Here is a 12,684-nt window from a genome sequence, read left to right as displayed (position 1 = left end):
GTGTAGAAGGGGTGGCACTGCGAGCAGACTTCGACCACGATGCGACCGCCCGGCTTGGTGCTGCGGGTCTGGAAGGTGTTGCCGCAACCGCAGAGCACTGTGGTCTCTTCGTACGCGGGGTGAATCTCAGCTTTCATGATGTCCTCTTCGATCGTCTGCCGCCCGCCGTCTTCGATCCGGCGGGGGGACATTAGCTCCGCGAACCTGGACTGGTTCGGAAGTGGTCGACCGTCGATTATGCCAGGTCAACCCACACCAGCCCAAACACCGAGATGCGCCCCGGCATTCCCGTGCAAACGGCGCGCTACGTGTAGGCCCTGCTTCGCCCGTTGCGCATCCAGAGCACACCGCCTTCGGGGGTCGCGCCGCGGGCGATCAGTTCTCGTTTGAGGATCTTGTTGGTCGCGGTGGTCGGCAGCCGATCGGCCAGCCAGACGTAGCGGGGCCACGCCTTGGGCGACAAGTCGTGCTGTTCGGCCAGGAAACCGCCGAACTCCTCGGGCGTCAGTTCGGCGCCATCGGCCAACACGATCGCGGCCATCACCTGGTCACCGACGTTTTCGTCGGGCACGGCATACACCGCGACCTGGCTGATGGGCGTCAACCGCTGCAGGATCCGTTCGATGGGCGCCGTGGTCATGTTCTCCCCGTCCACGCGCAACCAATCGCCGCTGCGGCCGGCGAAATAGATCCACCCGTCGGCGTCGCGGTAGGCGAGGTCGCCCGACCAGTACATGCCGTGCCGAACGCGTGCGCCGGTGGCCTCCGGGTCGTTGTAGTAGCCGGCGAACATGCCCGCACCCGTCGTGTTGACCAGCTCCCCGATCGCTTCGTCGGCATTGGTCAGGACGCCGTCCGCGCCGAACGTGGCCACGGGACACTCGGCCAGCGTGTCCGGGTTGTAAATGCCGACGCCGGGAAAGCCCCGGCCCAGCGATCCCGGCGGGCAACCGTCTTCCCGGGTGATGATGATCGCGCCCTCGGTGGAGCCGAAACCGTCCCACACCGTGCAACCGAAACGGCTGCTGAACGCCGCGATATCGCGATCGCTTGCCTCGTTGCCGAACGCGACGCGCAACGGGTTGTCGTGGTCATCGGGTTGCTCGGGCGTGGCCAGCACGTACGCGAGCGGTTTGCCGACGTAGTTCATGTAGGTGGCGCCGTACCGGCGCAGATCGGGAAGCAGGCCCGATGCCGAGAACGTGGCGGGGACCATGGCCGTGCCGGCGCCCACCGCCACGCTCCAGCCGGCCAGCAGCGCGTTGGAGTGAAACAGCGGCATCGACAGATAGCAGACGTCGGTGCCACCGACCTCGAACCGCTCGATGAGCGACATGCCGGCAAACAGCACGACCAGGTGGGTGACCTGCACCGCCTTGGGCTCACCGCTGGTCCCCGAGGTGAAGATCATCATGAAGGTATCGGTAGGCGCGACCTCGCGGTATGGGGTCAGCGGACCAGCATCGGCGAGCAGGGCCGACCACGACTCGCTGGACACGTCCAGCACCTGGACGCCGGGTAGTTCGAGACCGTCCAGCAACTCTTTGTGCGCCGGGTCGGTGAGCAGGATCTGACAGTCGGCACGCAGAATATCCCTGGCCAGCGCTTCGCCTCGTCGGGTGTCGTTGATTCCGCACAGCACATAGCCGCCGAGCGCCGCCGACGCCATGGCGGTGAGCATCTCGGGGGTGTTGCCCAGCAGCGCGCCGACATGCAGGGGCCGATCCGGATCCGCGATGCCAATCAACGCGGCGGCGGTGCCGGTCGCATCGGCCAGGTGATCACGCCAGCTCCAGACCCGATCGCCGTACTTCAGCGCCGTCGTGTCTTGGTCCAACCGCTCACGAAGTAGTTGCTGAAGCGTCTCCGGCACGGCTGGTAAGGCTAGTCGTGCTAATCGTTGTCCATGGAACCCGGTGTCGTCTTGGACACCTGGACCAGGAACTCGTAATTGGTCTTGGTCTTGCGCAGCTGCGACATCAGCAAGTCGATGGCCTGGTGGGAATCCAGACCCGACAGCACACGGCGCAGCTTGTGCACGATGCCGAACTCGTCGGGTGAGAGCAAGAGCTCGTCCTTACGGGTGCCGGACGGGTTCACGTCGACGGCGGGGAAGACCCGGCGTTCGGAGATCTTGCGGTCCAGCTTGAGCTCGGCGTTACCGGTGCCCTTGAACTCCTCGAAGATGACCGTGTCGCCGGTGGAGCCGGTCTCGACCATCGCGGTGGCGATGATGGTCAGCGATCCGCCTTCCTCGATATTGCGCGCGGCGCCCAGGAAACGCTTGGGCGGGTACAGCGCGGTGGAGTCGACACCGCCGGACAGGATGCGGCCCGACGCCGGCGACGCGTTGTTGTAGGCGCGGCCCAGGCGGGTGATCGAGTCCAGCAGCACTACGACGTCCTTGCCCTGCTCGACGAGCCGCTTGGCACGCTCGATCGCCAGCTCGGCGACCGCCGTGTGGTCTGTCGGCGGCCGGTCGAACGTCGAAGCGATGACCTCGCCCTTGACCGAACGCGTCATGTCGGTGACCTCCTCGGGGCGCTCGTCGACGAGCACGACCATGAGGTGGCATTCCGGGTTGTTTTTGGTGATCGCGTTGGCGATGTCCTGCAGGATCGTCGTTTTACCCGCCTTGGGCGGCGACACGATCAGCGCGCGCTGGCCCTTGCCGATCGGCATGATCAGGTCGATGACCCGCGTGGTCAGCCGGTCCGGCGTGGTTTCCAGACGAAGCCGCTGGTTGGGGTACAACGGCGTGAGCTTGCTGAAGTCGGGCCGCTTCTTGGCGTCTTCGACCGGTCCACCGTTGACGCTGTCCAGCCGTACCAGCGGGTTGAACTTCTGCCGCTGGTTGGGCTGCTCGCCTTCCTTGGGCACCCGAACCGCACCGGTTACCGCGTCACCGCGGCGCAAGCCGTTCTTGCGCACCATATTCATGGACACGTAGACGTCGTGCGGGCCGGCCAGGTAGCCGGAGGTGCGCACGAAGGCGTAATTGTCGAGGACGTCAAGAATGCCGGCTACCGGCTGGACGACGTCGTCCTCGCGGAGTTCGGTTTCGCCACCCTCGCCCGACCGCTCACCGCGGCGCCTGCGATCGCGGAACCGGCGGCCTCGCCGGCCTTGACGGCCTTCGCCGTCGTCATCTTGCTGATTCGAGCCGCGGCCCTGCTGGCCGCCCGAGCCTTGCTGGTCCCCGCTCTGGTCGCCGCCCCCGTCCGATCCGCGCTCGTCGGTCTTGGTGCCCTGTTGGGCACCGCGGCGGTTCTCAGTCTTCTCGGCGGGCGTGTCCTCGTCGGACCGTGTGGTCGACCCCGCTTCGCGGGATGCGCCGCGTCGTTCCCGGCGCGGCCCCTCGGCCCCTGAATTAGCCGAATCGTTCTGTTCCCCTTGGGCCGCCGCTGCGTCAGAGCTTGGCGCAGGAGCGGATTCGTCGTGGCTTTGCGCTGACGGAGCGTGGGTGGTGGACGCGCCGTTGGCCTGTCCCTGTCCCCTGGTCTCCTGAATCGCGGCAATGAGTTCGTTCTTACGCATGCCCGACGTCCCCTTGACGCCGGCTCGATTGGCCAACGCGCGCAGTTCGGGCAGCACCATGGTGGACAGAGAGCCCGCCCCCTTGTCCACCCCCTTGTCCACCGAAGCCGTGGTTTGGGCGTCTTGATTGTTTGTGGTCACGGAGTCCGACAGCTGATAGCCGTCGGTACTTTCGTCAGCCGTGATGACGTTGAGGTCCGTATCAGTCACGGATTTCCTTTCTTCCCCTGCTGATCACTTCAGATAAGGGGTTCGTTGCATTCAGCCAATTCGCCGAGTGCGCCCAATCATCGACTCTGCGACGGTGATCGCCGGGATCGGCGGTCAAGCGGCGAACCTCGTTCACGAGAAGAATTTGGTAGTTGTCCTAGCGGCAAGGCAATATTTGTGCAGATGCGTATGCTGCGATTGCTGGACGGGTCCGAGGATAGCCCGCTTCCGGGTCGGAAGCAAGCAACCCCTCCCGCAACGTTACCGATCAGCCTGGAACTGTTACTCCCGGGCTCCAGCGAACTCCGTCGCCGGCAGTCATCTCGGTGATGCTGAATCCGTTTGCGGGACCGTACTCCAGCGCTTCCCGCGGCAACTCCGCCTCTGTAGTCAGTGCTATCAGCGAAGGACCTGCCCCGGAAAGCGTCGCTGACACGCCATAACGCCGCAACAGCCGCATATATTCCGCGGAGGCCGGCATCATCGAGGCACGTTGAGGCTGATGAAGCGCATCTTCGGTGGCCGCCATCAGCAGATCGGGTCGTTCGGTGAGCGCCACCACCAGTAACGCGGCACGGCTGACGTTGAACCGCGCTTCCTGGTGGCTGACCTGGGCGGGCAGCAGCACCCGGGTCTCCGCGGTCAGGGAGCGCTCTTCGGGAATCGCAAGGAACAAACGGATATCGCGATGGAGCCGCAGCGGCACCGCGGAATAGCCGGGCCGATCACCGCTTCGGTCGGTCCACGACACCACGGCACCGCCCAACACCGCAGCCGCCGCGTTGTCGGGGTGGCCCTCGAACTCCGACGACAGCTGAATCAGTTGAGATTCGCTGAGCGGCGTCGAATCTGTTTGCGCGACAAGGCCGTTGGCTGCGGCCAGGCCACCGACCACGGCCGCCGCGGAGGACCCGAGACCACGGGAATGCGGGATGACGTTGCGGCAGCACACCACCAGACCGCCGGCGCTGGTCCCCGCGGCCTGCAGCCCGTGCTGGACGGCGCGCACCACCAGGTGTTCGGGGCCTCGCGGTAGCTGGTCGGCGCCCTCACCGTCGACCACCACAACCAAGCCGGAATCCGTTGTCTCGACGACGATCTCGTCGCACAGGCTCAATGCCAGACCGATGCTGTCAAATCCCGGGCCGAGGTTGGCGCTCGACGCCGATACCACGGCGGTGGCCATGAGGCCGGCGGGCAGCATCAAACGAGCCCCAGCTTTTCGACGACGAGCACCGGATCCACCGGCAGCGGGGACACCTGCGGCATGTCCCTCAGCGCCGTGTCAGGATCCTTCAGGCCGTTGCCGGTCACCGTGCACACCACCGTCGATCCGCGCGCCACCCAGCCGTCGTCGATGGCCTTGAGCAGGCCCGCGATGCTGGCGGCCGAAGCGGGTTCGACGAAGACGCCTTCGGCGCTGGCCACAAAGTGGTAGGCCGCCAGGATCTCCTCGTCGGTGGCGGCCAGGAACCGACCGTTGGACTGCTGCTGCGCCTTCACGGCCGCCGTCCACGACGCCGGTGCGCCGATGCGGATCGCGGTCGCGATGGTCTCGGGGTGGCTCACCGGTTCGCCGTGTACCAGGGGCGCCGCGCCTGCCGCCTGGGTGCCCAGCATCCGGGGCAGCTTGTCGATCACACCCTCGTGGTGATACTCGGTGTATCCCTTCCAGTAGGCGGTGATGTTCCCCGCGTTGCCGACCGGAAGGGCATGCACGTCCGGCGCGGCGCCCAGCACGTCGACGATTTCGAACGCCGCAGTTTTCTGGCCCTCGATGCGCACCGGGTTGACCGAGTTGACCAACGAGATCGTCGGGAAATCGGCGGCCATTTTGCGTGCGAGTTCCAGACAGTCGTCGAAGTTGCCGTCGATTTGGATGATCTTGGCGCCGTGCATAACCGCCTGCGCGAGCTTGCCCATCGCGATCTTGCCCTGCGGTATCAGCACCGCGCAGGTGATGCCGGCGCGCGCCGCGTAGGCCGCCGCCGATGCCGAGGTGTTTCCGGTCGAGGCGCACAACACGGCCTGCTGACCGCGCGCCACCGCGTCGGTGACCGCCATCGTCATGCCCCGGTCCTTGAATGAGCCGGTGGGGTTGAGGCCCTCGACCTTGAGGTAGACCGTGCAGCCGGTCCGTTCGGAGAGTCTCGCCGCCGGGATCAGCGCAGTACCGCCCTCCAGCAGGGTGACAGGGGTCCAATCCGCGGCCACCGGTAGCCGGTCACGGTAGGCCGCGATCACCCCCGGCCACGGTTGGTGGATGGCCGTCCGCGGAACGCTCATTCGTCGTTTCCTTCCAGTCGCAGCACGCTTGCGACATCGTGCACGACATCCAAGTCGGCGAGCGCATCGACGGTTTCGGAGAGCGCGGCGTCGGTGGCGTGGTGGGTGACGACGACGATGCGGGCTCCCACCCGTCGGCCACCCTCGTCCACCACGCCCTCTTGGCGAACCTCGGCGATGCTCACCTCGCGCTTGGCGAATTCCGCTGCCACCGAGGACAATACGCCGGGGGTGTCGGCGACATTCATGCTGACGTAATAGCGGGTGGATATGAAACCCATTGGTGCGATGGGCAGTTCGGCGTATTTGGACTCTTTTGGCCCGCGGCTGCCCAGAACCCGGTTACGGGCGGCCATCACCAGGTCGCCGGTGACTGCCGAGGCGGTGGGGGCTCCGCCGGCGCCCTGGCCGTAGAACATCAGCCGCCCAGCCGCTTCGGCCTCGACCACCACGGCGTTGAACGCTCCGCTGACCGTGGCAAGAGGATGCGACAAGGGCACCAATGCCGGATATACCCGCGCCGAAACCCGTTGCCGACCATCGTCGGTGGTGATGCGCTCACAGATGGACAGCAACTTGATGGTGCAGCCCAAGGCCCGAGCGGACGCGAAGTCGGCCGGGGTGATCTTCGTGATGCCCTCGCGATAGACGTCATCGGCGGTCACCCGGGTGTGGAAGGCGATCGATGCCAGGATCGCGGCCTTAGCCGCGGCGTCATAGCCTTCGACGTCGGCGGTGGGATCGGCCTCGGCATAGCCCAGGGCGCTGGCGTCGGCCAGAGCCGCGTCATAGCTCGCTCCGGTGCTGTCCATCTCGGAAAGGATGTAATTGGTGGTGCCGTTGACGATGCCGGCCACCCGCAGCACCGTGTCGCCGGCCAGCGACTGGGTGAGCGGCCGGATTACCGGGATGGCACCCGCCACCGCCGCCTCGAAATAGAGGTCCACATGGGCGTTTTCAGCGGCCTGGGCCAGTTCGCCGGTAGATACGGATAACAGGGCTTTGTTCGCCGTAACGACGGACTTGCCATGCTCGATCGCGGACAGGATCGCCTTGCGGGACGGCTCGACCGGTCCCATCACCTCCACGACGATGTCGACGTCTTCGCGGGAGACGAGTTCTTCGACGTTGTCGGTGAGCAGGCCGACCGGCACACCGCGGTCGGCGGCGACACGGCGCACTCCGATGCCGCGCAGCACCAGCCGGGCGCCGACGCGGGCCGCGAGATCGTCCGCGCTGTCCTCGATGATGCGGACAACTTCGCTGCCGACGTTGCCCAACCCGAGTACCGCAACACCGACTACTTTTTCGTCACCGGGCACTGTTCACCTCACTTCCAAACTCAGCAGATCATCGACCGTCTCCCTGCGCAGGATCAAACGGGCCTGCCCAGTGCGCACCGCCACCACAGCGGGACGGCCAACCATGTTGTAACGGCTCGACAGCGAATAGCAGTAGGCGCCGGTAGCGGCCACCCCGAGGAGGTCGCCGGGCCGCAGGTCGTCGGGCACCCAGGTGTCACGCACGACGATATCGCCACTCTCGCAGTGCTTTCCGACGATACGCGCCGCTGCCGCGGGTGCGTCGCTGGTCCTCGAGACCAGCCGGACGTCGTACTGCGCGTCGTAGAGCGCGGTGCGGATGTTGTCGCTCATGCCGCCGTCGACGCTGACGTATCGCCGGTGCGCCGTGGCGCTCACGTCGACGTCCTTCACGGTGCCGACCTGATAGAGCGTGATGGTGCCCGGCCCGGCGATGGCGCGCCCGGGTTCGACGACCAGCCTGGGCGCCGGCAGTCCCACGGCGGCCGATTCGTTGCTCACGATGGCACTCAACTTGGCCGCCAGCTCGGCTACCGGTGGCGGATCGTCGGGCGGTAGATACGAGATGCCCAGTCCACCACCGAGATCCACGGTCGATAGCTGCGCCGTCTTTTCGGGGCCGAACTCGCCGACAATCTCGCGCAGCAGGCCGATGACCCGATGCGCGGCAAGTTCGAAGCCGTCGACCTCGAAGATCTGCGAGCCGATATGGCTGTGCAGCCCGACCAGTCGCAGGTGATCGGTGGCGAATACCCGCCGGATGGCCGCCATCGCCGCGCCGCTGGCCACCGACAACCCGAATTTCTGGTCTTCGTGTGCGGTGGAGATGAATTCGTGGGTGTGGGCCTCCACGCCAACAGTGAGGCGCACCATGACGTCCTGGACGATGCCCGCTTCGCCGGCGATGGCGTCGAGGCGTTCGATTTCGGTCATCGAGTCCACCACGACGTGGCCTATTCCGGCTTTGACCGCAGCGGTCAACTCTGCGACCGATTTGTTGTTGCCGTGCAAGGCAATCCGCTCCGGCGGGAAGTCGGCGTGCAATGCGACGGCCAGCTCCCCGCCGGTGCACACGTCCAGCGAAAGGCCTTCTTCGTCGATCCAGCGCGCGATTTCGCTGCACACGAAGGCCTTGGCGGCATAGTGCACGTGGGCGCCGCCGCCGAATGCGGCGGCCATCTCTGCGCAGCGACCACGGAAGTCTTCCTCGTCGATGACGAACAGCGGGGTGCCGTACTCGTGCGCGAGGTCCGTCAGCTTGACGCCAGCGATGCCGGCCACTCCGCTGTCGTCGCGAGTCGTGTTGCGGGGCCAGACATTCGGCGCCAGCCTGAGTAGCTCTTCGGCCGACTGTGGGCGCGGCGGGCCGCTTGGGTGACGGCTTTCTTCGGCGTGCCGGGGGCCGGCGGGATGGGCGTTCACATTCGCTCCGGGGCGCTGACGCCGAGGATCTGCAGGCCGTTGGCGATCACCTGACGGGTCGCCTGACACAGCGCCAGACGCGCGGTGTGCAGATCGGTCGGCTGCTCGTCGCCCTGCGGCAAAACGCGGCACGAGTCGTAGAACCGGTGGTAGTCACCGGCGAGGTCCTCCAGGTAGCGGCATACCCGGTGCGGTTCGCGCAGGGACGCCGCGGTTTCGAGCACCCGCGGGAATTCGCCGATGGTGCGCAACAGCGTGCCCTCTTTGTCGTGGCTGAGCAGCTCGAGGTGGTTTGTGTCGGGAATCAGGCCGAGTTCGGCGGCGTTGCGGGCCAGCGCCGACAGCCGGGCATGCGCGTATTGCACGTAATAGACCGGGTTTTCGTCCGACGCCGAGGACCACAGCGCCAAGTCGATGTCGATCGCGGTGTCCACGGATGAGCGGATCAGGCTGTAGCGCGCGGCGTCGACGCCGATCGCCTCGACCAGGTCGTCGAGCGTGATCACGGTGCCGGCCCGCTTGCTCATCCGGACCGGTTGGCCGTCACGCACCAGGTTGACCATCTGCCCGATGAGCACCTCGACGGTGGCCGGGTCGTCACCGAACGCCGCGGCCGCAGCCTTGAGGCGGGCGATATAGCCGTGGTGGTCGGCACCGAGCATGTAGATGCACAAGTCGAAGCCGCGTTGCCGCTTGTCCAGGTAATACGCGAGATCACCAGCGATATAGGCCGGGTTGCCATCGCTTTTGATCACGACGCGGTCCTTGTCGTCACCAAAAGCACTGGTGCGCAACCAAGTTGCGCCGTCCTTCTCGTAGATGTTGCCGGTCTCGCGGAGCCGGGCGATGGCCTGGTCCACACGGCCGCTGGTGTGCATCGACTCTTCGTGCGTGTAGATGTCGAAGTCGGTGCCGAACTCGTGCAACGACTCCTTGATGTGGGTGAACATCAAGTCGACACCGATTTCGCGGAAGGTCTCCCGCATCTCGGCTTCGGGCAAGCTCAGCGCGTCGGGCGCCTTCTCTAGTACCTGCGCGGCGATGTCGGTGATGTAGCTGCCCGCGTAGCCGTCGGCCGGGATGGGCTCGTCCTTGGCGGCGGCGATCAGCGAGCTGACGAACCGGTCGATCTGGGCGCCGTGGTCGTTGAAATAGTATTCGCGCACCACGTCGGCGCCCTGAGTGGACAGCAACCGGCCCAGCGCGTCGCCGACGGCGGCCCAGCGAGTGCCGCCGATGTGGATCGGCCCGGTCGGGTTGGCCGAGACGAATTCGAGGTTGATCTTGTGTCCGGCCAAGTCGCCAGAGCTGCCGAACCTTGTGCCGGCATCGAGGACGGTGTTGACGATCGTGGCCTGCGCCGAGGCCTCCAGCCGCATATTGATAAAGCCCGGCCCGGCCACTTCTGCGCCCGCGATGCCGTTGGCGTGCGCCAGTGCCTCGGCAAGCCATCCGGCCAGTTCACGCGGGTTTACGCCGACTTTTTTGCTCAGCTGCAACGCCAGGTTGCTGGCGTAATCGCCGTGCTCGGGATTCCGCGGACGCTCTACCGTGACAGTCTGCGGCAGCGCGGACACGTCGAGGCCGTGCTCGGCCAGCACCGCGGATGCGGTGCTTTTGAGCAGCTCAGCCAGGTCGGCGGGGGTCACGAGCGTCCATCCTATGGTCTGAAGTGTTCCCGCCCCGAATCCATTGCGGTGGCCGAGCGGTCACCACGATGGGTTAGTCTATCGGGGCCCAATGGCGCAGCATGTTGTCCGTGCGCCCCCGTAGCTCAGGGGATAGAGCGTCTGCCTCCGGAGCAGAAGGCCGCAGGTTCGAATCCTGCCGGGGGCACCAGTATTTCCGCAGGTCAGGGCATGTTTTCGGGGCTGCTGAGAGGGGCCGGTCCCTACGGGTCCCTAGCGTCTGGCGTTAGCTGCGTTCGTCCGGTGCCGGACGGATTTTGCTGGGAGCTGGTCACCGGCTGTCACTGGTTGTCCAGGCGGGCCGATCCGGCGCGGCCCTGACCGGTGCTGGCCGGTGTCGACACTGACCGGCTGTCGGCACCCACCTACAACCAGGGCGGCGGCGCTGGCGGCTCAGCGGCACGCACAGGGCCACGGCGGGCACCCGGCGCGGCGGCACAGGTGGGGGGCCTCAACGCGCGAAGGTGCTAACGCGATACCCGTCCAACCTCAAATGCCTGTGCCGCAAACAAGATGAGGCGATGATCTTCTGCCGTGTTGGCAGGCGGGTGATTCGTCTACTTCCCCGTTAGTGTTCCGCTTGCAGCGAGCGCCCGGCCCGCCGGGCGTTTCCCCGGAGAACGGCCCAACCGATCACACCGGCCCGGTCGGTGCCGGATAGGGTACGGTTGCATTCCTTATGTAGTGAACGTGTGCGTCTCTTACTGGTGCGGTGCGGACTTCCCGCCCATCGACCGGCTGAGCGGCTGGAACACCGCCAGATGTGAGGCGATCATTGCCGAGCTACAGGCCCGGTTCGACCACCTGGCCGGTGCTCCGAAGGCGAGCTGACCCCAAGCCGGTGAGTTCCTACCGGGTGATGCCGTGGATGAAGATGTCGAGTACCAGGGCGGCGTATTCGGGTCTAACGGGGGTATCGGCGAAGATCACGTCGTAATAGACAGCGGCGCTGAACATCCGCATCGCATCTGCATGGTCGATGCCGTCGCGTAACTCGCCGCGCTCGGCGGCCCGCTGCAGAATCGGCGCGACTTCGTTCAACTGGGCCTGCCAGAAGTCGGATCGGACTTCGGACAAGTCGGCGTCCCCGCCCGCCGGAAGAAGCCGATGGAACCACGCCCGCCCCTGCGGCGTCTTGGCCAGCTCAGCCAGTGACTCCGTGAGGGCCAGGAGGTCTGCGCGCAGGCTTCCCGTGTCGGGAGTCGGAGCGTGCTCGCGGGCGACGCTGAGCTGGGCTTCCATCAGCAGCACTCGGCGATCGTGCCACATCTGGATGATCACCCTCGGGTCGACACCGGCCCGCTTGGCGACGCCCTCGACGGTGAAGCCGTCGATGCCCCTGGCTACAAGTTCATCCAGCGCCGCGTCACGAATCGCCTGCCGCTGCGACTGTGCTGCCTCTTCCACAGCCTCATTTAACCGTCAAGGAGAACGCTGCGGCATTTCTGGCTCAGGGCGGCAGTGCCTGCCATACTAACGAGGTCGTTAGATTTGTCATCGTCAAAATATGGTGATATCCGAGTCGGGGGGTCAGGTCATGGCAGTCCAGGCCAGGGCCGAGGCGACGCGGCAGCGGATCATCGATGCCGCCGTCGACCTGTTCGACGAGGTCGGTTACGGCGAGACCGGACTGACCGACATCATCGACCGGTCCCGAATCACGAAGGGCGCGTTCTACTACCACTTCCCAACCAAGGAATCTGTGGCCACCGCGATCATCGACGAGGCCGACGCCCGAATTCAGGATGCCATCCTGCGCAGCACCACATCACGGGCGCTGGAGAACCACATCCGCGCTACCTTCGTCGTGGCAGACATGGTCAAGCATGACCAACGGGTTCGGGTCGGACACCTGCTCGAGCAGGCATTGAGCCAGGTCAGCGCCGCCGGACGGGCAACTTACCCCCGACGGCTGCCGGTTATTGTCAGCGCGGTCAACAAGGCCATCGCCGACGGTGATCTCCTCGACGATCTCAACCCAGACCAAGTAGGCCGCACAATCTGGGCCATCGGGCTGGGCACCCTCTTACTGTCAGACGTGACCGAAGAAGATGTCCTCGTTCAAACATCCCAAGCCTGGTTGTTCATCACGCGCGCGATCGTTCCGGCGCAGTTAGCGCCCTACGTTGAGCAGTTCGTCGCTCGCACAGCGCAGCAGTACACGCACGACGAACCGGACCTTTCGGCCGAAGAACTGCTCAAACGGGCGGACTTGGCGA

The 12,684-nt window shown here is 65.8% G+C and carries 11 protein-coding genes and 1 tRNA gene; 3 read left to right on the top strand and 9 right to left on the bottom strand.

The window, feature by feature from the left end:
* The 8 genes from rpmE to argS all read right to left on the bottom strand — a co-directional run.
* Positions 1-137 (bottom strand): 50S ribosomal protein L31 (gene rpmE / locus ACLP9N_RS07925; protein WP_442406874.1); only part of this gene is annotated, 137 nt, incomplete at its 3' end.
* 167 nt (positions 138-304) lie between these two features.
* Complete coding sequence (gene fadD1 / locus ACLP9N_RS07920; RefSeq protein WP_442406872.1) at positions 305-1,873, bottom strand: fatty-acid--CoA ligase FadD1; 1,569 nt, start codon at positions 1,871-1,873, stop codon at positions 305-307.
* A 20-nt stretch (positions 1,874-1,893) separates the two neighbouring features.
* The gene (gene rho, locus ACLP9N_RS07915; protein WP_442406873.1) at positions 1,894-3,678 is read right to left on the bottom strand and encodes a transcription termination factor Rho; all 1,785 of its coding nucleotides are present in this window, start codon (positions 3,676-3,678) and stop codon (positions 1,894-1,896) included.
* Between the two features lie 337 nt (positions 3,679-4,015).
* The gene (gene thrB, locus ACLP9N_RS07910; RefSeq protein ID WP_442406871.1) at positions 4,016-4,951 is read right to left on the bottom strand and encodes a homoserine kinase; all 936 of its coding nucleotides are present in this window, start codon (positions 4,949-4,951) and stop codon (positions 4,016-4,018) included.
* The gene (gene thrC, locus ACLP9N_RS07905) at positions 4,951-6,033 is read right to left on the bottom strand and encodes a threonine synthase (RefSeq protein ID WP_442406870.1); all 1,083 of its coding nucleotides are present in this window, start codon (positions 6,031-6,033) and stop codon (positions 4,951-4,953) included. The genes thrB and thrC overlap by 1 nt, the downstream gene beginning before the upstream one ends.
* Positions 6,030-7,355, bottom strand: coding sequence for a homoserine dehydrogenase (locus ACLP9N_RS07900; protein WP_442406869.1), 1,326 nt, complete (start codon positions 7,353-7,355; stop codon positions 6,030-6,032). Before ACLP9N_RS07900 ends, thrC begins: the two co-directional genes overlap by 4 nt.
* Before the next feature lie 3 nt (positions 7,356-7,358).
* Positions 7,359-8,777 (bottom strand): diaminopimelate decarboxylase, encoded by a 1,419-nt coding sequence (lysA, locus tag ACLP9N_RS07895; protein ID WP_442406868.1) that lies wholly within the window; start codon positions 8,775-8,777, stop codon positions 7,359-7,361.
* The gene (gene argS, locus ACLP9N_RS07890; protein ID WP_442406867.1) at positions 8,774-10,426 is read right to left on the bottom strand and encodes an arginine--tRNA ligase; all 1,653 of its coding nucleotides are present in this window, start codon (positions 10,424-10,426) and stop codon (positions 8,774-8,776) included. Before argS ends, lysA begins: the two co-directional genes overlap by 4 nt.
* A 114-nt stretch (positions 10,427-10,540) precedes the next feature.
* Here argS and ACLP9N_RS07885 point away from each other — a divergent pair.
* Together ACLP9N_RS07885 and ACLP9N_RS07880 are read left to right on the top strand one after the other, a co-directional pair.
* Positions 10,541-10,616 (top strand) — tRNA-Arg (locus ACLP9N_RS07885).
* A 533-nt stretch (positions 10,617-11,149) separates the two neighbouring features.
* Positions 11,150-11,296, top strand: a complete 147-nt coding sequence (locus ACLP9N_RS07880) for a hypothetical protein (protein WP_442406866.1) — start codon at positions 11,150-11,152, stop codon at positions 11,294-11,296.
* Positions 11,297-11,314: 18 nt separating this feature from the next.
* Here ACLP9N_RS07880 and ACLP9N_RS07875 read toward each other — a convergent pair whose 3' ends face one another.
* Entirely contained in the window at positions 11,315-11,872 is a 558-nt protein-coding gene (locus tag ACLP9N_RS07875; RefSeq protein ID WP_442406865.1) for a TetR/AcrR family transcriptional regulator C-terminal ligand-binding domain-containing protein, read from the bottom strand.
* A gap of 130 nt (positions 11,873-12,002) precedes the next feature.
* Here ACLP9N_RS07875 and ACLP9N_RS07870 point away from each other — a divergent pair.
* The coding region (locus ACLP9N_RS07870; protein ID WP_442406864.1) for a TetR family transcriptional regulator at positions 12,003-12,684 on the top strand (682 nt) is incomplete at its 3' end.

It is taken from the genome of Mycobacterium sp. (assembly GCF_052144515.1).
GTDB lineage: Bacteria > Actinomycetota > Actinomycetes > Mycobacteriales > Mycobacteriaceae > Mycobacterium.
This window is presented reverse-complemented; position numbering and strand designations above follow the sequence as displayed.

Excerpts from the sequence above, each read along its gene's own strand:
- thrB (WP_442406871.1), bottom strand. The coding sequence starts at position 4,951 with ATGCTGCCCGCCGGCCTCATGGCCACCGCCGTGGTATCGGCGTCGAGC.
- thrC (WP_442406870.1), bottom strand. The coding sequence starts at position 6,033 with ATGAGCGTTCCGCGGACGGCCATCCACCAACCGTGGCCGGGGGTGATC.